Here is a 19667-nt window from a genome sequence, read left to right on the forward strand (position 1 = left end):
ATTTATAAAACAATAACTTTGCATGTATTATTCATAAGAATGGATATTTGACTATTAAAGAAGCAATTATTATAATCGAGGTAAGATTTACTATGGAGGCATTATTATGAGTTTAAAAATTAACCGTCAATCCGATCTCGATGAACTATTCACCAAATTTGCTATCGACCCAGTCGACCCCCCTAAGAAAAAGGAAAAAGAAAATGATGTAAAAAAAGAAGAATCCAAAACAGATTCTTCTAAATAATTTCACAAGATTGTCTACTGGCAATCTTTTTATTTATCCATAGAAAAGCCATCGGGATAACGTCTATTTAAAGTTTCGATATTCTTTTCAGCCACTTCGTTAAAATCAATATCCGCCCACTCTGCAATTTGTGAAAGGTACCATAACACATCACCCATTTCGTGGATTATTTGTTCCCGATCAAATTTTTTTCCCTTAAAGGTGTAATCTTTAATTAAATATACTAATTGACCGGTTTCACCCGATAAACCTAAAGCACAATTTGTCAAAACTTGCTCTGTCCCATATAAAGTTCGGTTCGCTTTTTCTTGATATTCGTTAAAATCCATCCTATTTACTTCCTTTCAGGAAATGTCTTTACCTGGTCAATCCAGTTCCAAATTTCTTCCCTACCAGTTTTATCCACTGCTGAGAACAAAATTACTTTGTCTTCTTTGTTTAAATTCAAGGTTTTGCGAATGATACTTTCAGCCCGATTGCGCTTATTCTTCGCGATTTTGTCTACCTTAGTTCCAACCACCAAAATTGGTAAGTTATAGTAGTGTAAAAATTCTATCATTTGCTGATCAAGCACCGTCGGCTCATGACGTGCATCAACGAGAGAAACCACCCCACGCAAGGCAGCTCTTTGTTCAAAGTAGGTTTCCAACATCCGAGCCCACTTTTCTCTTTCTTTTTGAGAAACCTTGGCATAACCATAACCTGGTACGTCCACAAAGTATAATTCGTCCTCTAAATTATAGAAGTTTAAAGTCTGGGTTTTTCCCGGTTGACTGGAAGTTCGCGCATAATTGCGGCGATTAATTAGAGTATTAATCAATGAGGATTTACCGACATTTGAACGCCCTGACAAAGCTATTTCAGGGTAGCCTTGCTCAGGATATTGTTCCGGCCGGACCGCACTAATTGTTAAATCAACATTATTGACCTTCATAAAATCCCCCGTCTATTTTTAGTTTACTCCTATCATTTTAACATACCTCAAGGAAAAATATGTATTTCATTTTTTACGATAAAAGAAAATCCCCTCCAAGTCTCCTTGAGGGGATTAGAAAAGCTAACAAAGGGCCATGGTCCCTATCTTAGCTTTTAAAAAGTTAATTACTTAACCTTTACAACTTCTTTGTCACCGTAAAAACCACAGCTTGAGCATACGTGGTGTGACTTACGGAATTCACCACAGTTAGGGCATGCACTCATGCCTGGGGCAGTGATCTTGTAGTGTGTACGACGAAGACGCTTGCGAGTCTTTGATGTTCTACGTGCTGGTACAGCCATTCTTGGCACCTCCTTAAATTAATTAAAAATACAATCAAGAAAATTTTACTTGTTTCTAAGTAACTTTGCAAGAGTTATTCTAATCTTCTTTGAAAAAATCGCCTAACTTTGCTAAGCGTGGATCAACCACAGGCTTTTCCTCTTTCTTGATTTCTTCTAAACGGGCTTCACTTACCACTTGCCAATCATCACCTTCTAAGAAAGTTTGGTCCGCAGTACGCTCTGCTTCCGTTAGAATCTGCATTGGAATATGCAACAAAATATTATCAACCACGACTTCATTTAAGTCTAAAATATCTTCATCTAAGACAATTACCACATCATCGTCATCAAATCGTGATAAATCATGCTCGTGATGACTGACATAGTGTTCTGTCAAATCAAAAGATAAGGTTAATTGCGCTGGTTCCAAGGACCGAGTCGATGGTAAAGTCAAGGAAACCTCAACTTTAGCATAGCCGAGAACCCCTAAGGAATCTACGGAAAAGAGTCCGGAAACCTTTGCTTTTGTCATGTCTATCAATTCTGGTAAACGTGACTTTAATAATGAAGTTACATCTAACTGCTCTTCAAAAGCAATCGGTTGTGAACCTGCCTGACGCAGTTCATTTAAAGACCATTTCATGCTTTTATCCTCCTAATGCAACAAATTTTATTATACTTACAATATTAGCCTTTGTCAATGTTTTTTCCTTGACAGCTTAAAACCTTATCACTTGGCGTTTTATATCCTGTTGTCGCCCATTTAAAAGCTGATAAATCCGTCCTACTTTATAATCGGTAGCAAGAAATGTTTGCTTATCTTTTTGAGTCACCCGTGTTACCAAAGGATAAGGGGTGTTTTTCTTAACTTTATTAAGTAAGGTTTGCCCCGCCTGGCTAAAGCCAAGTAAACGTAAGAAAGGTGCCTTTTGGTAGACTTGAACTTCTTCAGTCCGTAAATCAAGTAATACAGCCGTTGCTAAGCGACTCAAGCGCGTATAAGTGAAACGTTTATTCTTAACCGCCTTGAGCCACTCTTCAAACGTCGCCTGCGGACCTAGCTGTTCTAATTGTTGAACCAAACGGTACTCAATACCTTCTGCCATACCATAAATTTGCCCTAAATCCTCAATCCTCGCCATAGTTAAACGATAGCGTAATAATGGCCAAAAGTCCGCCCATGATAACATTTTTTGAGACTCTAAATCCACAAAGGTAGACTTGGGTACATATGCTTGCAAATCCGTAAGTTTCCCAGCCAGATAAGCTTGGCGGATAGCCGTCGCACTAGCAATAACTTGGTCCTTGTACAAATCTTCTTCGTGATAAGCTGCCTTTATTCTTCGAATCGGGTACAAACTTAAAGGCTCACCTAAAGCTAAATTGGCCTTGGCATAAGCTAAACCCAATAAATCATTGGGGGATGAGACTTCATGCCCTATTTTTTGGGCAATCGCTTCTTGCCAGGAAGCTGCATAAGCTTGGTCATATTTTTTGAAATTTCCAGTTAAATTTTGCGTAAGTCGGGCATAAGCCATAAAGTCATAAGTGGCATGCTCAGCCCCGAAAGCGAGCACTTCAGCCCCAAAAGCAGCTAACGCCCGTACGCCCCCAAAGGCAAAGCGGTCCGCCGGCTGCAAAGCATCCGCCACGGGCAATTCAAGGACCACATCCGCACCATTAGCCAGAGCTTGCGTAGCCCGAGTCCACTTATCAAAAGTGGCTGGTTCCCCTCTTTGCAAGAAGTTGCCACTCATGGCCACCACAATTTTAGCCCCCGGGAAGCGTTCCTTGACTTGTTGTAGCTGGTAAAGATGACCATTGTGAAATGGATTATATTCGGCAATAATACCGACGATTTCTGGTTTTACTTTTGACATGCGAAAAACCACCGCGTTGTTTCGGCATTAATTTCAGCTTGGCCAAAGTCAGCCGTCACCGTTACTTTCTGGAAACCAGCCTGAGATAAAAGTTTTTGATAAACTTCCAAATCATAAGTCCGCTCGTGGTGGTCTTCAGCTAGTCGGTCGTACCCTCCCAGGTTTTCATTCCAATTAAAGAAAGTTAGGTCATGGACCACGCTGTGTGGCGCTTTATCGGCATATGATGCCCATAAAAAGGCCCGACTCTCATCATTATAATTGTACATGTAACCTGGATAAACTACATCGGTTTGATAAGGAGTAATGACATCAAAGATGAATTTTCCGCCCTCATTTAAGTGCTGGTAGACTTCCTTAAAAGCTTGGCCCACTTGCGCTTCATCTTTTAAATAACAAAATGAATCCGCAAAGCATGTGACTTGGTCATATTGATCTAATGCACTTAAATCCAACATGTTACCTTCAATTAAAGGAATTTCAACTCCTGCTTCGTGGGCATGCATGTCAGCTAGCGCCAACATTTCAGTAGAAAAATCTAAACCAGAAACATCAAAACCCGCCTGAGCCAACATCACCGCTAAGCGCCCTGCACCACACGCCAAATCAAGCAGGGGGCCTTTATTCTTGTCGAGCTCTTTTTGCACAAAAGCCAACCATTGCTCATACATGGTTGGCTCCATTAATTCATCATACAACTGGGAAAAAGTTGTATAAATCATCCCAATTATTCCTTAATCCAGCCAGCTACATCGACAAGCGGTGCATCTGCCCAAAGTTTTTCTAAGTTGTAGAATTGGCGTGTTTCTTCCTTGAAGACGTGAGCAACAACATCACCCATATCAATCAAAATCCAATTGGCAGTACTTTTACCCTCAACTTCACGAATGGTACCACCCTTTTCTTCTACTTGTTCTTGAATTTCTTCGGCAATGGCCTTTACTTGACGATCAGAAGTGGCTTGCATAATCACAAAGTAATCAGCCAATAAACTGACCCCTTGTACATCTAAAGCCACGATTTCTTCAGCCCGCTTGCTATCAGCAGCAGTTACGACAGTTTGTAATAATTCTTTACTATCCAAATTTTTTCCTCCTAACGGCCACAAACCCAAGCATTATAGGTTGAAATTGCAGCCGGATATATTGTTTTTTCGTTTGCGATTAAGTGCGCTAAGGTGTGGGAAGTTTCAAAAGCCACCGCTTCTTTTAAATCGTTTTTGGCAATCGCTCGCGCGGTTTTTACACCCGGAAAATCACGATTTTCTTCAATGTAGTCTGCAACATATACAATTTGATCGAGCCTTGTCATGTTAACGGCCCCCACTGTATGCCGGCGCACTGCATTCAAGATAGCTTCATCTTCAATTCCCAATTCTTGCCGAATAATTTCGGCTCCCACAACTCCATGCCAGATAAAGTTAGACCAATTTTTAAGGTCCGGATCAAGCTGACAAGCATCAATCATAGCCAAAAATTCCTGGTCACTTTTTTCTTTCGCGTAATCATGCACTAAGGCCGCCACTGAAGCCAACTCTAAATCAACACCGTTATTTTGAGCTAATTCAAGAGCAGCTTTTTCCACACCGAGGACATGGCGAAAACGAAAATCACTAAGTTCCGCGGCAATTTTGGCCACCAATTCTTGGCGACTACCTGCGTAATAATGTTTATTGTAAGCTACTTCCATCTTGATATAATCCTTCTTCCTTAATAAAATCCGCCACTTCGTCTCTCACTAGATAACGAATGGAACATCCACTCGCCACTTTTTGACGAATCAAAGACGAAGATACTTCAAAACCTGGCACATCAACCCATAAAACGGGATAAGGACTCGTGAGCTGATAGCCTGGTCGCTTAACTCCTACAAAATTAACAATCTTAACTAATTCATCAATTTTATACCAAGTTGATAAGTACTCGACCATATCGCCCCCGATAATGAAGTAGTATTCATTTTCAGGATGTTCACGCCGTAATTGTTGGACGGTGTCATAAGTATAACTTACTCCGCCTCGTTTTAATTCGATATCACTAACTGAAAAATGCGGGTTCCCTTGGATACTGAGTTTCGTCATTTCCAAGCGTGTTTGCGCACTAATTGTCTTTTTTTCATCGATATGAGGCGGTTTATTATCAGGAATAAAGATAACTTCATCTAACCCTAATTGGCTTAAAACCTGTTCGGCTACCAGCAAATGACCTAGATGCGGCGGATTAAACGTCCCCCCCATAAGCCCGACTTTACGTCTAGGTTGGTCATGTACTAAATCAACTTGGATCTGTACTTCTGGAATTTTTACAGTTTTTAATGCCATTTTGTCACCTTATTTCGCTAAATCTCTAACTTTCCAAGAAATGTCACGGTTGTCCTTATTATCAGCTTGCTTGTAAAGCACCAAAACGTGACCAATCTTTTGGACCACCGTTACGCGGCTATTATTTTCAATAAATTCAATTACTTCATCTTCATCAACCATGGTGTTTTGTAAAAGGTTAATCTTGAACAATTCGCGTTTTTCAATCGCTTCGTTAATTTGATCTAACCATGCTTGACTCAAGCCATCCTTCCCGACTTGGAATAAAGGACGCATATTGTGCGCTTGGGAGCGCAAAAATCTCTTTTGTTTACCTGTTAATTTAACCACAAAATTCTCCTTAAATCATTGCTTTTCTAAGTAAGACAGCTACCCCTTCTGGAGCATACCCAGCGACGATACTACCAGCTTTAACAGTTACCCAGCCAAGGCCCGCAAAGACTAAATCGCTCTTTTCTTCAACTTTAAATTCAAAACGTGCCAATTTAGGAAAATCCGCCATTTGTTTTTCACCCGGAGGAGTCAAGAGCTTGCCGGCATGCTTATCATAAAAAGCATCCGCTTTTTCAGTCTTAGTCCGGTGAACCATCAAGTTATTTTCCATATAGACCACGACTCCCTGTTTAGGACCAGCAATAAAATCAAAGCGCGCTAAAGCCCCAAAGAAAAGGGTTTGCCCTGGATTTAATTGGTAAACCTTCGGCTTAATTTCCTTTTGTGGGGAAGCTAAGCGTAAGGACTTAGGATCCAAGTAGTGAGCCATTTGTTCTTGGTGAATAATCCCCGGTGTGTCAACTAACATGTGGCCATCATCCAAAGGAATTTCAATGCGATCCAAAGTCGTCCCAGGGAAACGTGACGTTGTGATAATATCTTGCATTCCCGTGGTATGCTTGATGATTTGGTTAATCAACGTCGACTTTCCAACATTAGTAACCCCCACTACATAAACATCGCGACCTTCACGGTACTTATTGATTAATTCTAATAGATTGTCTACTTCATGGTTCTTCTTAGCAGACGTTAAAACCACATCAATCGGCCGTAAACCTTGGGCATTGGCGGATTGTCGAACCCAATCCCGTAAACGACTGCGTTTTAAGGATTTAGGTAACAGATCTTCTTTATTTCCCACCATTAAAATTGGATTTTTACCGACAAAACGGTGGAGGCCCGGGATAATAGAACCAGAGAAGTCAAAAATATCAATCACATTAACAATCAAGGCATCGGCAGAACCAATTTCGTTTAGTAAAGCTAAAAAATCATCATCACTTAAAGACACATCAGCTACTTCGTTATAGTGACGTAATCTAAAACAACGTTGGCAATAAACTTCTTGATTTTCAATTCCTTTTTCTAAGGCAGATTGGGGGGTATAACCTAATTCATCTTTGTTTTCAGTTTGAATCTTAGCCCCGCAACCAATACAGTATAATTCTTCTCTAAGCTCTGTCATCCAGTGAATTCCTCCAATTCTTACTTAAAAGTTTTTGTTTGTAAAGACTACCCTTCACCAGGTTTTCAATTCCCCGGTTGATTTTCGTGTTCCACGCATCGGATTCGACAATTGGCTTGACTAAGACCGAGCGAATCTGAGCGTTATTAGCCGCCCAAACATCCGTTAACAATTGGTCCCCCACCAAAATAACCTCGTCATTGGCCACTTGATAACGTTTCTGTGCTTGTCTAATCCCTCGCGTCAAAGGTTTTAAAGCCCGGGAAACAAAAGGTAAGTTTAAAGGACCCACGGCACGCTTCACCCGTTGATGGTTGTTATTAGAAACTACTACTACGGTAATTTTTTCTTCTTCCATTAACCTTAACCAAGCTCTTAGCTCTGGTGTCCCATCAGGATTATTCCAGGCAATCAAGGTGTTATCTAAATCTGTCAAAACAACCTTAATATTATTCTTGTGTAAATCGGCAGCAGTTAAATTATAAATTGATTCAATTTGCCAGGTAGGTGCTAATCTCTTAAACATCTTCTTTGCCCTGTTAAACTGGGCTCCTCCTTCTATCAGTCTCACTTTTTATTATAAACCAGACTCCATATAACTTGCAAAATTTTGACGATAAAGAATAAAGGCCGAGACAAACTCCTTCGTCCCAGCCTTTACAAAATTATTAAGCTAAAGCCTTCTTAGCTTCTTCAACGAGTGCTGTAAATGCAGCTGCATCGTTAACGGCTAAATCAGCTAACATCTTACGGTTAACATCGATTTCAGCCAACTTTAAACCGTGCATTAACTTGCTGTAGCTGATACCGTTCATCCGAGCGGCAGCGTTGATACGAGCAATCCATAACTTACGGAAGTTTGACTTAGTCTTACGACGGTCACGGAAAGCGTATTGGTATGACTTCATTACTTGTTGCTTAGCAACTTTGAATTGAATGTGCTTTGCACCGCGGTAACCCTTAGCTAATTTTAAAATGCGTTTGCGACGACGACGCGTCACAGTTCCACCTTTAACACGTGGCATGTGAATTCCTCCTTATTATCGACAGCAATACTGTCTCCCATTCTGGGATTTGATTCATATGGGCATCTTGCCCCAAGATTTAAGCTTTAGTCGTAAACGAAATACTAATTATTTCATTTGTGAAAGCATTTGTTTGATACGCTTCATGTCTGAAGCAGATACCATTGATGCCTTGCGCAAGTGACGACGTTGCTTCTTTGTCTTACCGTGGAAACGGTGTGATGTGTAGGCGTTTGAACGCTTTAAACCACCATTTCCTGTACGCTTGAAGCGTTTTGCTGATGCGCGGTGTGTTTTTTGTTTTGGCATGATACAATCCTCCTAGAAATATTAACCAACAATTATTACTTGTCAGCTTTTGGTGCAAGCATTAAGAACATGCTCCGACCATCCATTTTTGGTTTTGATTCGACTGTCGCAACTTCTTTAGTTTCGTCAGCAAATCGATTTAAAACGTCACGCCCAATGTCCTTGTGTGTGATAGCCCGGCCTCGGAAACGAATCGAAACCTTAACTTTATCACCTTTAGCCAAGAATTTTTGTGCGTTTTTCATTTTTGTGTTGAAGTCATTCGTGTCAATCGTTGGGCTCAAGCGGATTTCCTTAACGTTAACCACTTTTTGCTTCTTACGAGCTTCACGTTGTTTCTTCTGTAACTCAAAACGGTACTTCCCATAATCCATGATCTTGGCAACCGGTGGCTTAGCCTTTGGCGCAACCAAAACCAGATCTAAGTTTGCTTGTTCAGCTAAAGCTAACGCTTCATGTTTAGTTTTAACTCCAAGTTGATCACCATTATCAGCAATCAAACGAACTTCACGGGCACGAATACCATCGTTTACCATCTTATCAACAGCTATGGCAATTCACCTCCAAAAAATTTCAGAGAAAACACAGAATCCACAAAAAATACGGTACTTAAGAAAAGCACCGTATCCACGCCTTTAACGGCATTAAATTCGATTCATCAGCCCGGAAACCTCATTTCCTAGGCGAGAAGTTATCACTTCTGCTTTTCTCAACTTTCTCATCTTAACAAAACTTAACTTCCCTGTCAAGAGTTTACCCAATCATTTTAAATCACTATTTTCCGACAGATTGGCCTTCATTAGATTCAGCATATCGCTATCAATTGGTTTTAATTTAATAATATGTGGATTATCCATATATTCGTTAGCCTGTTCATTCGCCCAGACACTATCATTGTCCCAACGAGGATCTTGGAAATGTGATGGCACATCATAAACACGAATCTCATCATCACTAATTCTTTGGAAGGTTAAAGTTCCTGCTGCAGTAGGTGTCGCTGAGACTACATAAGTATTAGTTGGGAAAGTCCGTTTAACCACCGGACTAAGATCAAAAGTAACAGATTCTCCACTTCTATTACTTACTCCAATAGATGAAATATCATGATTTTGAAGCGCTTCGTATAGGCTATCACGATTATTATACTCCATTAAAAATGTATAGTAGGCTTGCAATGCTTGCTCTGTAGAAACAGGAAGTCCTGCTTGGTCCTTACTAGAACTTTGACTCTTACTTGAGTTAGAACTTGAACTACCACCTGCATAAGCACTTGGCACACCTTGACCGTGGAAAATTTGTTCAAAACCACCTTTTAAGTCGGTGTTTTGTGTTTGCGAAAAGACAAAACTATTTTTTTCGTTACCTTGATTTTGCATGGAAACTAAAGTGTATGGTTGACCATTGTAAATGGTAAACAGGTACACATGCTTTTCCGCGTAACGTTGCGTTGCATAGTCAGAATAGCAAGCCACAATTAGGTAAGTATCCTTGGGACCCTCACCCGAGGGAGCCCACTTGACCTTAACTTGGTTATCCACACTATCAATCGCCAGTGGCATTTTCCCATTCCAAACCGAGTTAGGAATTTCAGCACCGTAAAAATTTCCCGGCTTATCAGGGGTGTATTCTTCATACTGTTGCTGCATCGTGGTTCCCCAATTTTTCATCAAAGTGGCTAATTGACTGGCTTGATTCTTGGACCAAACTGTCTGCTTATCCCCTTGATTGGCAGTTGATTTGTTTTTTGAATGGCTACTTTCTTGTTCAGGAATCACACTAACTTGAGTCTTAGAACTAGTGTTTGAAGCTTTATCAGCTTGACTACAAGCCGCTAATACCAGTGCTGACAACAAACTGACGGATAAAACACTGAATTTTTTCATAATAAACCCCTTTATTTATGTAATAATATCTTTATTTTAACATAATAATTTTTATAGAAAAGAAGAATCAAGTTTGAAAGTTTCTCACCATATCGCCATTCAAACTTGATTCTTCAGTATTTTTATTTTAATTACGTCTTTTGACACTATTGACCATCACATCACATGACTAAGACGACAATCAATACGTCTTAAAACTACACTAGAATTATCACTGATACCTAGAAATAATCTTCCTAGCAGTTTTTTATCACACTATTACGCCTATTTATTTTTATTGTAGTCTTCATCCGTCTTTAGGACAGCCATGAAGGCATCTTGTGGCACATCGACGGTTCCGACTGACTTCATCCGTTTCTTACCACGCTTTTGCTTGTCTAAAAGCTTAGCCCGCCGGTCAGGGTCACCAGTGTGAATTCGCGCGGTAACGTCCTTCCGGTAAGCTTTAATATTAGTTCGGGCAATAATCTTCGCCCCAATGGCAGCTTGAATAGGAATTTCAAAGTTTTGCCGTGGAATAACATCCTTTAGACGTACCACAATGGTTCGAGCTCGTTCTTGAGCAAAGTCGCGGTGCGCAATAAAACTCAAGGCATCGACCTTATCCCCATTTAAGAGAATATCAATCTTAACCAAGTCACTTGGACGCGTACCATCCAATTCATAATCTAGAGAAGCATATCCTTTAGTTCCAGACTTTAATTTATCAAAGAAATCAAAAATAATTTCAGACAATGGCATATCGTAAATAACATTCACGCGGTAATCATCGAGGTATTCCATCGTAATAAACGTTCCCCGCTTACGTTGGCACAAATCCATGACAGCTCCCACATAGTCATTTGGCACCATAATCGTCGCTTTGACATAAGGCTCATTAATTTCTTTAATCGTGGAAACTTCTGGCATTTGAGAAGGGTTAGATACATCTACCATCTGACCATCAGTCAGTTCAACATTATAGGTAACCGACGGAGCCGTCGTAATCAAGTCCATGTTAAATTCTCGTTCTAACCGTTCTTGCACAACATCCATGTGCAACATTCCTAGAAAACCACAACGGAAACCAAACCCTAAGGCTTGGGAGGTTTCAGGTTCAAATTCTAAAGCTGCATCATTTAATTGTAATTTTTCCAGAGCTTCCCGCAAATCGTTATATTTAGCGTTATCCGTAGGGTAAAGTCCAGAAAAGACCATGGGGTGCATTTCTCGATAACCAGCTAAAGGTTTTTCAGCAGGATTGTCAGCGTGAGTTACGGTATCCCCGACCCGCGTGTCTTGGATGTCTTTGATAGAGGCCGTTAAGTAACCCACGTCACCAGCCATTAAGTAATCACGCTTAATTGGTTTAGGTGAGTTGACCCCCACTTCAACCACTTCGTATTCGGCCCCAGAGTTCATCAAACGAATCTTATCACCTGGTTTAACCACCCCTTCAACAACTCGCATACTCAAGACTACTCCACGATAATCATCGTAAACAGAATCAAAAATTAGGGCTTTTAATGGTGCCGTCAAATCCCCATCAGGAGCAGGAATATTGTGTACAATTTGCTCCAACATTTCTTCAATCCCAATTCCGGTCTTGGCCGAAGCTAACACAGCTTCAGAAGCATCTAAACCTATCACATCCTCAATTTCTTGGCGAACTACTTCCGGTTGTGCCGAAGGTAAGTCAATTTTATTGATAACGGGCACAATTTCCAAATCATCATCTAAAGCTAAGTAAACATTAGCTAAAGTTTGGGCTTCGACCCCTTGAGAAGCATCCACAACTAAGATAGCCCCTTCACAAGCCGCTAAAGAACGGGACACTTCGTAGGAAAAGTCGACGTGACCGGGGGTATCTATTAAGTGGAAAATGTAAGTTTCTCCATCTTTAGCAGTATAATGCAGCTCAACGGCATTTAACTTAATCGTAATCCCTCTTTCCCGTTCCAAATCCATGGAATCAAGGAGTTGCGCTTGCATTTCCCGCTTGGAAACTGTCTCTGTTAATTCTAAAATCCGATCGGCAATCGTTGATTTACCGTGGTCAATGTGCGCCACAATCGAAAAGTTACGAATTTTCGCTTGGCGTGCTTGCATTTCTTGTAAGTCCATTATTTCTCGCTTTCTTTCCTAATCTCTTAATTAATTATATGGTAGTCTCACTGAAAAGGTCAATCAAAAAAAGCCGGCCTAAAACCGACTTAAACTGCCATTAGTAAATTTAGCGTTTCTTCTTTTTCTTGTTAAAGAATTTTTCCACCCGTTCACGGACGGAATCATCCCCACTTGGGTCTTCACCAGAAGCATCCGCAAAGGCCTGCAAAGCATCACGTTGAGCTTTATTTAAATTCTTAGGCGTTTGTACAACGACCGTTACTCTTTGATCTCCAGTACCAGAGCCCCGTAGGTAAGGTGCTCCTTTACCGCGTAAACGGAAGACCGTCCCAGTTTGGGTCCCAGCAGGAATCTTTAAGCTGACTTCACCGTGCACCGTTGGCACCTTCACTTCGTCACCCAAAGCAACTTGCGCAAAAGAAAGTGGCAAAGTAAAGTAAATTTCTGAACCTTCACGTTCAAATTTATCGCTTGGTGCCACGCGGAAGACAATGTATAAGTCTCCGTAAGGTCCACCATTTTCACCTGCGCCACCTTGACCTTGGAGGCGTAATTGGTTACCATCTTCCACCCCAGCAGGCACTGTTACTTCAATGGCGTGTTGCTTAACTTCGTGACCACTACCATGACAAGTTGGGCACTTGTCGGTAATTTCTTGACCACTACCATGGCAGACGTCACATTCTTGTTGGCTCATCATACGGCCCAGTGGCGTTTGCCGTTCAACTTGGACAAAACCACGGCCCCCACATTTCCGACAAGTTTGAGGACTCGTACCCGGCTTAGCTCCATTCCCACCACAGGTATGACATTCTTGTTCTCGGCTGTATTGAATTTCAGATTTCTTCCCAAAAATTGCTTCTTCAAACTTCAAGTTCATGGTATATTGCATATCACGTCCTTGCCGCGGTGCATTCGCACTACGCGCAGAACTGCCACCACCTCCGAAAAATGAAGAGAATATATCTTCAAAACCTCCGAAGTCTTGGCCACCGCCGAAGCCACTAAAGCCACCATAACCTTGACCACCGCCAAAGCCACCTTGACTTCCCGCAAAACCATATTGGTCATATTGAGCTTTCTTTTGTTCATCACCTAAAATTTCATAGGCATCGTTTACTTCTTTAAATTTTTCTTCTGCCCCTGGTTCTTGGTTCAAGTCAGGGTGGTATTTCTTTGATAAGCGTCGGTAAGCTCGCTTGATGTCTGCTTGCGAAGCATCCTTACTAACGCCCAGAACTTCATAGGGATCTCTTTGTTCTGCCATTAATCGATCCATCCTTCCATTGTTATACTTTAACTATATCATCAATGACCCTGGAAAAAAAGACCGCCAAACACCATCAGGCATCCCACGGTCTTTTTTTAGTGATTATTTCTTGTCAGGGTCAACTTCCTTAAAGTCACCGTCAACAGTGTTGTCATCACCACTTTGGTTAGCACTTGCGTCACCAGCTTGGTCGCCTTGAGCTTGTTGTGCTTCTTGGGCTTGTTGGTATAACTTAACTGACATGTCTTGAACAACCTTGGTCAAGTCATCCTTCTTAGCCTTCATTTCTTCAATATCGTTGGCTTCTTGGGCCTTTTGTAAGGCTTCCTTAGCGTCCTTAACTTGCTTGATTTCTTCTTCAGAAACCTTGCCGTCTAATTCTTCTAAAGTCTTGTCTGTTTGGAAAATCAATTGGTCAACTTCGTTACGTAAATCAACTTCTTCCTTACGCTTCTTGTCAGCCGCTTCGTTTTCCTTAGCTTCGTTAACCATACGTTCGATTTCTTCGTCAGATAAACCGGATGAAGACTTGATAGTAATCTTTTGTTCCTTGTTAGTCCCTAAGTCCTTAGCAGAAACATTTACAATCCCGTTACGGTCAATATCAAACTTAACTTCGATTTGAGGTACACCACGAGGAGCAGCTGGGATGTCTGTTAATTGGAAACGACCTAAAGTCTTGTTATCAGCAGCCATTGGACGTTCACCTTGTAAGACGTGGATATCTACGGCTGGTTGGTTATCAGCAGCAGTTGAGAAGACTTGAGACTTAGAAACAGGAATTGTTGTGTTACGGTCAATCAACTTGGTGAAGACTCCACCCATAGTTTCAATCCCTAAGGATAATGGCGTAACATCAAGTAAGACAACATCCTTCACATCACCAGTAATAACCCCACCTTGGATAGCAGCACCTAAAGCTACGGCTTCGTCAGGGTTAACTGATTGGTTAGGCTTGTGACCAGTTTCAGCTTCAACAGCTTCTTGAACAGCTGGAATCCGTGTAGAACCACCAACTAAGATAACTTCATCAATGTCAGCGTTAGTTAAACCTGCATCCTTCAAAGCGTTGCGGACAGGAATCTTTGTACGTTCCACTAAGTCAGCAGTTAATTGGTTGAACTTCGCACGCGTTAAAGTTGTTTCCAAGTGTAATGGGCCAGCAGCACCGGCAGTAATGAATGGGAGGGAGATTTGTGCTTGCGTAGCAGAAGAAACATCCTTCTTTGCCTTTTCAGCAGCATCCTTCAAACGTTGCATGGCCATCTTATCTTGAGATAAATCAATTCCGTTGGCAGACTTAAAGTCTTCCACTAACCAGTTCATGATGGCGTTATCGAAGTCATCCCCACCAAGGTGTGTGTCACCGTTTGTGGATAATACTTCAAAGACCCCGTCACCTAATTCAAGGATGGAAACATCAAAAGTACCACCACCAAGGTCGTAAACTAAGATACGTTCGTCACGGTCAATCTTATCCAAACCGTAAGCTAAAGCAGCAGCAGTTGGTTCGTTAACAATCCGTTCAACCGTTAAACCAGCAATCTTACCTGCATCCTTAGTTGCTTGACGTTGAGCGTCATTGAAGTAAGCAGGAACAGTAATAACTGCTTGCGTAACTTCTTCACCCAAGTAACTTTCTGCGTAGTCTTTGATGTATTGAAGCACCATCGCAGAAATTTCTTGTGGTGTGTAGGACTTGCCTGCTACTTCTACCTTGTAACCTGCTTCCCCCATGTGACGCTTGATAGATGCGATTGTATCTGGGTTAGTGATTGCTTGACGCTTAGCTACTTCCCCAACTTGAGTTTCACCATCTTTAAAAGAAACAACAGATGGAGTGGTACGGTTACCTTCTGGGTTTGTAATAATTTTTGCTTCTTTACCTTCAAGAACAGCTACAGCTGAGTTAGTTGTCCCTAAGTCAATACCAATAATTTTAGCCATTATTTTCTACCTCTTTTATTTTTTCTTATTGTGCCACGACAACCATTGCTGGGCGTAACACACGGTCTTTTAACATGTAACCATCTTGGAAGACCTGCACAATCGTGTCGGCTTCTTGACCGTCTTCCACTGGCACACTTTGAACCGCTTGATGCTTGGTTGGGTCAAACTTTTCACCCAAGGAAGCAATCTTTTCAACATGGTGGTTTTTAAGCGCATTTTCCACGCCCGAAGCCACCATTTCCACGCCCTTTTTCAACTGAACGGAAGCTTCATCATCCACTTCAATTTCTAGAGCACGGTTTAAATTGTCAAGTGATGGCAAGATTTCCTTGATTAAGTCCTGACCTTGGTACTTCAAGATTTGTTCTTGTTCTTTTTTCATCCGCTTGGTCATGTTGGCCATTTCGGCTTCCGCACGGTAGTACTTGTCAGTCATTTCTTCCAAGGCTTGCTTCAAATCTGCAATTTCTTGCTCTTTAGGGTCAATTTCAGCTTCTGTTTGTGTTTCAGTTGCTTCACTTTCCTGAGCTTCCACCTCAGTTGCTTGCTCATCTTGCGCTGGTGTTTCTTCTTGTTTTACATCTGCTTGTAAATCTTCTTTGTTTTCAGCCACTTTAACACCCCTTTTCTTATTCTTCAAAATTCTTATAATAGTTCAGTAACCTAGCAGTTAATTCCTGCTGAAAGGCTCCCAAAATTCCAATCATCTTCGAGTAAGGCATGTTAGTCGGACCTAAAATTGCAATAATCCCTTGCCCCGCATGAGGATCTCCATAAGTTGCTGATACAATACTATAATCAGACAAACTCTTAGCGAAGTCATCCCCGAAGCGTACCGACACATCTTGATTAGCATCCGTGGCGGTTAACTTACCTAACAAAGGTCGCTCTTCTAATAAACTGTACAGGGCTTTGATTTGTTGTACGTCATTGCTTTTAGTGAAGTCTAACAAATTAAGCTTCCCATCGACAAAGACTTGATCTTCGACCGCTTTACTCAAAATGTTACCAAAAACATCTAAGAAATTGCCTGGGTCCTGAAGATATTTGGTTAAAAACGGCGTCAATGCCTGAAGTTGAGCCGGAACTTGACTCAAAGGTAAACCAATTACACGGTCGTTAATTGCTCGAATAACAGGTTCCAATTCTTCCCCGCTCAGCCGAGCTGGGATGGTGAAGATTTGGCTTTGAACAGAACCATCGCTCGTTACCATGATGGCCATCACCTGCTGACGTCCTAAAGGTACTAGGCGAAAACCTTCTAAGCGTAAAGTCGCCGTCTCTGGTTTAAGCGTGATAGCCGTGTAGTTAGTCAAATCAGACAAGAGTTTAGCTGAAGTTTGTACCAAATCATCGACCTTTAAAAGCTCATTGCCAAAAGCCTGGCGGATATCTGTCCTTACCTTTTTATCAAGCTTCATTGGCTCAACTAGATTATCGATGTAATAACGGTAACCTTTCAAAGAGGGGATTCGCCCAGAAGAGGAGTGTTCCTTTTTCAGGTAGCCCATCTTTTCTAAGGCTAACATTTCATTTCTAATCGTCGCTGAACTCACATGTATTGGTAATTGCTGTTGCAAAACCTTGGAGCCAATCGGCTGTCCAATATTTGTATAGTCCCGGATAATTGCTTCTAAAATCAAAAGCTGTCTTTCCGTCAACATTACAATCACCTCATTTCTTCTTAGCACTCAAAGTAATTAAGTGCTAAGAACAATTATTAATATACACGACATTTCTACTAAGGTCAAGGATTTCGCCCAAATTTTTAGCAGAAAACTCTTCCGAGTGCTAAAAAATATTTTTGGACAAACTTTCCCTTTCCATGTTAAGCTTTGAGAAGAAAAAATACAGAAACGGAAAAAAGCAATGACTATTAATTTATACTTCGTCCGTCACGGACAAACCCTCTTAAATCAATATAATCGTTTGCAAGGTTGGGCCGACTCGCCCCTCACCGCAAAAGGGATTGCTGACGTTACGGCTGCCGGCCAAAGACTCAAAAACTTTAAATTTGATGCTTGTTACTACACCGGTAACACACGGACTTTGCACAGCGCCCAACTAATCTTAGCCCAAAACGAAACTTCTGCACGCAACTTACAACCACAAGCCTTAGAGCTCCTGCGTGAACAAGGCTTTGGTTACTTCGAAACCGAAGACGCTAATCAAGTATGGCTCATGGCCGGGGCTACTCATGGCACCCGCACCCACCAAGACATTATCGATCAATACGGCTTCGCTAAAACCCGCGATTTCCTGCATGAGGTTGATCCTTTTGGCGATGCCGAAGATGACCAAACTTACTGGAATCGGATTGAAAAAGGATTTGATTACTTACGCCAACACCACGAAGATGGACAAAACATTTTGATTTTGAACCACTCCTTCACCACCCGCGGTTTAGTTGATTGCTATGCACCTGAACTAGGGGCTAAAAAACTTGGTCCCCGCAACGGTGCCGTCACTAAGTTTGCCTTAAAAGACAATGGTTTGGAAGTTATTTACTACAACCGTGACCAAGAAGATGCTGAGTACTAAAAAACGTTGCCGTGTGGCAACGTTTTTTGTTTATTCAACAAATTCAAAAGTAAAGGAGCCTAGTCGAACGATATCACCGGCTTTGGCACCTTTAGCCCGCAAGGCATCGTCGACTCCCATTCCTCGCAATTGGCGAGCAAAACGCATGACACTTTCGTCGTGTTCCATGTTGGTCATCAAGAGCAGTTTTTCTAACTTTGCTCCTGAAAGTACCCAGGTTGCATCGGCATCGCGCGTCAACGTAAATGGCGCTTCTTCTTCCTCTTCGTATTTGTATACTACCGCAGCATCTTCTGCCACGATTGGTTCGAATTTTGGTGTTTGGTCTAAAATATCCGCGGTATGCTTCGTCAAAGCATCTAAACCTTGGTGAGTTAAAGAAGAAATTTCCATGACTTCTGGTTGGTTTTCCAAAGTATCGTCTTTGGCTAATTTTTCCTTAAATTCGGCTAAGTTAGTCGCAGAATCTGGCATATCCATCTTGGAAGCCACTACGATTTGGGGCCGTAATAACAGACTTGGATCATACTTCTTCAATTCGGCATTAATCTTCAGGTAGTCTTCAAACGGATCGCGTCCTTCCACTCCCGACATATCAATCAAATGCAGGATAACACGAGTTCTTTCCACGTGACGAAGGAATTGAATCCCTAAACCAACCCCTTGTGAAGCCCCTTCAATCAAACCAGGTAAGTCTGCCATGACATAATCGCGACCATCATCTAAGCGCACCATCCCTAAGTTAGGAACTAAAGTCGTAAAGTGGTATTCTGCAATTTTAGGCTTAGCAGAAGTTACCACCGAAAGTAAGGTCGATTTACCTACAGAAGGGAAACCAACTAAACCAACATCGGCTAAAACCTTTAATTCCAACTTTAATTCCCGTTCAATTCCAGGTTCACCATTTTCAGCAATTTCAGGCGCAGGGTTCTTGGCGGAAGCAAAGTGAATGTTACCACGACCTCCGCGACCACCTTTCGCCACAACTAACTCTTGGCCGGCTTCGACTAAGTCACCTAAAACTTCCCCCGTATTAACATCGGTCACAGTTGTACCTTCAGGCACGGCAATGTAAGTATCTTGGGCTCCACGACCGTACATTCCCTTAATCATTCCGTTTTGACCAGGCTTGGCCTTGAAAATACGATGATAACGGAAATCCATCAAAGTCCGCAAACCTTGATCGACTTTAAAGATGATACTACCACCTTTACCACCATCGCCGCCGGCTGGTCCCCCATTTGGAACATATTTTTCCCGCCGGAAGGCCACCATACCATCGCCACCTTTACCGGACTTTACTTTAATTTTCACTTGATCTACAAACATTTATTTACATCCTTTCTGCCAATTTTGGGCACTTGGGACAAGACACTGCCATACCAATATAACATTAATCAGTTTACCAGGTCAAAAC

General features: G+C 41.6%; 24 protein-coding genes. 2 read left to right on the forward strand and 22 right to left on the reverse strand.

Features of this window, described 5'->3' with window-relative positions:
• Positions 1–106 precede the first annotated feature (106 nt).
• Positions 107–247: an SPJ_0845 family protein gene (locus FC36_RS12270; RefSeq protein WP_164478245.1), complete on the forward strand. Its 141-nt coding sequence runs from the start codon at positions 107–109 to the stop codon at positions 245–247.
• A 29-nt stretch (positions 248–276) separates the two neighbouring features.
• On the opposite strand, the gene FC36_RS09860 is transcribed toward FC36_RS12270, so the two are convergent.
• From FC36_RS09860 to hrcA, 21 genes are all read right to left on the reverse strand, one after another.
• Entirely contained in the window at positions 277–576 is a 300-nt protein-coding gene (locus tag FC36_RS09860; RefSeq protein WP_023859555.1) for a nucleoside triphosphate pyrophosphohydrolase family protein, read from the reverse strand.
• A gap of 5 nt (positions 577–581) precedes the next feature.
• Positions 582–1181 carry a ribosome biogenesis GTP-binding protein YihA/YsxC gene (gene yihA / locus FC36_RS09865; protein ID WP_025020310.1) on the reverse strand — a complete coding sequence of 200 codons (600 nt, stop codon included), beginning with the start codon at positions 1179–1181 and terminating at the stop codon, positions 582–584.
• A 167-nt stretch (positions 1182–1348) separates the two neighbouring features.
• Entirely contained in the window at positions 1349–1525 is a 177-nt protein-coding gene (gene rpmF, locus FC36_RS11705) for a 50S ribosomal protein L32 (protein ID WP_081708776.1), read from the reverse strand.
• 79 nt (positions 1526–1604) lie between these two features.
• The gene (locus tag FC36_RS09870) at positions 1605–2150 is read right to left on the reverse strand and encodes a YceD family protein (RefSeq protein WP_025020311.1); all 546 of its coding nucleotides are present in this window, start codon (positions 2148–2150) and stop codon (positions 1605–1607) included.
• 76 nt (positions 2151–2226) lie between these two features.
• Positions 2227–3387: a nucleotidyltransferase gene (locus FC36_RS09875; RefSeq protein WP_056986885.1), complete on the reverse strand. Its 1161-nt coding sequence runs from the start codon at positions 3385–3387 to the stop codon at positions 2227–2229.
• Complete coding sequence (locus FC36_RS09880) at positions 3375–4109, reverse strand: class I SAM-dependent DNA methyltransferase (RefSeq protein ID WP_023859551.1); 735 nt, start codon at positions 4107–4109, stop codon at positions 3375–3377. The genes FC36_RS09875 and FC36_RS09880 overlap by 13 nt, the downstream gene beginning before the upstream one ends.
• A gap of 5 nt (positions 4110–4114) precedes the next feature.
• A complete protein-coding gene (gene rsfS / locus FC36_RS09885) occupies positions 4115–4471 on the reverse strand; it encodes a ribosome silencing factor (protein ID WP_025020312.1) in 357 nt (118 codons plus the stop codon).
• An 11-nt stretch (positions 4472–4482) separates the two neighbouring features.
• The gene (gene yqeK / locus FC36_RS09890) at positions 4483–5076 is read right to left on the reverse strand and encodes a bis(5'-nucleosyl)-tetraphosphatase (symmetrical) YqeK (RefSeq protein WP_023859549.1); all 594 of its coding nucleotides are present in this window, start codon (positions 5074–5076) and stop codon (positions 4483–4485) included.
• On the reverse strand, positions 5057–5707 hold the full coding sequence (locus FC36_RS09895; RefSeq protein ID WP_025020313.1) for a nicotinate-nucleotide adenylyltransferase: 651 nt from the start codon (positions 5705–5707) through the stop codon (positions 5057–5059). Before FC36_RS09895 ends, yqeK begins: the two co-directional genes overlap by 20 nt.
• A gap of 9 nt (positions 5708–5716) precedes the next feature.
• The gene (gene yhbY, locus FC36_RS09900; RefSeq protein ID WP_025020314.1) at positions 5717–6037 is read right to left on the reverse strand and encodes a ribosome assembly RNA-binding protein YhbY; all 321 of its coding nucleotides are present in this window, start codon (positions 6035–6037) and stop codon (positions 5717–5719) included.
• Positions 6038–6047: 10 nt separating this feature from the next.
• A complete protein-coding gene (yqeH, locus tag FC36_RS09905; protein WP_023859546.1) occupies positions 6048–7166 on the reverse strand; it encodes a ribosome biogenesis GTPase YqeH in 1119 nt (372 codons plus the stop codon).
• Complete coding sequence (locus tag FC36_RS09910; protein ID WP_023859545.1) at positions 7153–7692, reverse strand: YqeG family HAD IIIA-type phosphatase; 540 nt, start codon at positions 7690–7692, stop codon at positions 7153–7155. Before FC36_RS09910 ends, yqeH begins: the two co-directional genes overlap by 14 nt.
• 142 nt (positions 7693–7834) lie before the next feature.
• Positions 7835–8191: a 50S ribosomal protein L20 gene (rplT, locus tag FC36_RS09915; RefSeq protein ID WP_023859544.1), complete on the reverse strand. Its 357-nt coding sequence runs from the start codon at positions 8189–8191 to the stop codon at positions 7835–7837.
• 108 nt (positions 8192–8299) lie between these two features.
• A complete protein-coding gene (gene rpmI, locus FC36_RS09920; RefSeq protein WP_025020315.1) occupies positions 8300–8500 on the reverse strand; it encodes a 50S ribosomal protein L35 in 201 nt (66 codons plus the stop codon).
• A gap of 35 nt (positions 8501–8535) precedes the next feature.
• Positions 8536–9036 (reverse strand): translation initiation factor IF-3, encoded by a 501-nt coding sequence (gene infC / locus FC36_RS09925; protein ID WP_025020316.1) that lies wholly within the window; start codon positions 9034–9036, stop codon positions 8536–8538.
• A gap of 225 nt (positions 9037–9261) precedes the next feature.
• On the reverse strand, positions 9262–10383 hold the full coding sequence (locus tag FC36_RS09930) for a YdeJ family lipoprotein (protein ID WP_025020317.1): 1122 nt from the start codon (positions 10381–10383) through the stop codon (positions 9262–9264).
• 264 nt (positions 10384–10647) lie between these two features.
• Positions 10648–12486 (reverse strand): translation elongation factor 4, encoded by a 1839-nt coding sequence (gene lepA, locus FC36_RS09935; RefSeq protein ID WP_023859917.1) that lies wholly within the window; start codon positions 12484–12486, stop codon positions 10648–10650.
• 109 nt (positions 12487–12595) lie between these two features.
• Positions 12596–13756: a molecular chaperone DnaJ gene (gene dnaJ, locus FC36_RS09940; RefSeq protein ID WP_025020318.1), complete on the reverse strand. Its 1161-nt coding sequence runs from the start codon at positions 13754–13756 to the stop codon at positions 12596–12598.
• 105 nt (positions 13757–13861) lie between these two features.
• A complete protein-coding gene (gene dnaK, locus FC36_RS09945) occupies positions 13862–15706 on the reverse strand; it encodes a molecular chaperone DnaK (RefSeq protein WP_023859915.1) in 1845 nt (614 codons plus the stop codon).
• Between the two features lie 25 nt (positions 15707–15731).
• Positions 15732–16322 (reverse strand): nucleotide exchange factor GrpE, encoded by a 591-nt coding sequence (gene grpE / locus FC36_RS09950; RefSeq protein ID WP_025020319.1) that lies wholly within the window; start codon positions 16320–16322, stop codon positions 15732–15734.
• A gap of 16 nt (positions 16323–16338) precedes the next feature.
• A complete protein-coding gene (gene hrcA, locus FC36_RS09955) occupies positions 16339–17373 on the reverse strand; it encodes a heat-inducible transcriptional repressor HrcA (protein ID WP_023859913.1) in 1035 nt (344 codons plus the stop codon).
• Positions 17374–17578: 205 nt separating this feature from the next.
• Here hrcA and FC36_RS09960 point away from each other — a divergent pair, with 205 nt between their 5' ends.
• Positions 17579–18250 carry a histidine phosphatase family protein gene (locus FC36_RS09960; protein WP_025020320.1) on the forward strand — a complete coding sequence of 224 codons (672 nt, stop codon included), beginning with the start codon at positions 17579–17581 and terminating at the stop codon, positions 18248–18250.
• 30 nt (positions 18251–18280) lie between these two features.
• Here the strand turns inward: FC36_RS09960 and obgE are convergent, their stop codons facing one another.
• Positions 18281–19579, reverse strand: coding sequence for a GTPase ObgE (obgE, locus tag FC36_RS09965; RefSeq protein ID WP_025020321.1), 1299 nt, complete (start codon positions 19577–19579; stop codon positions 18281–18283).
• Positions 19580–19667: the final 88 nt, after the last annotated feature.

This window comes from Ligilactobacillus equi DSM 15833 = JCM 10991, assembly GCF_001435735.1.
In the GTDB taxonomy this organism is placed as follows: domain Bacteria; phylum Bacillota; class Bacilli; order Lactobacillales; family Lactobacillaceae; genus Ligilactobacillus; species Ligilactobacillus equi.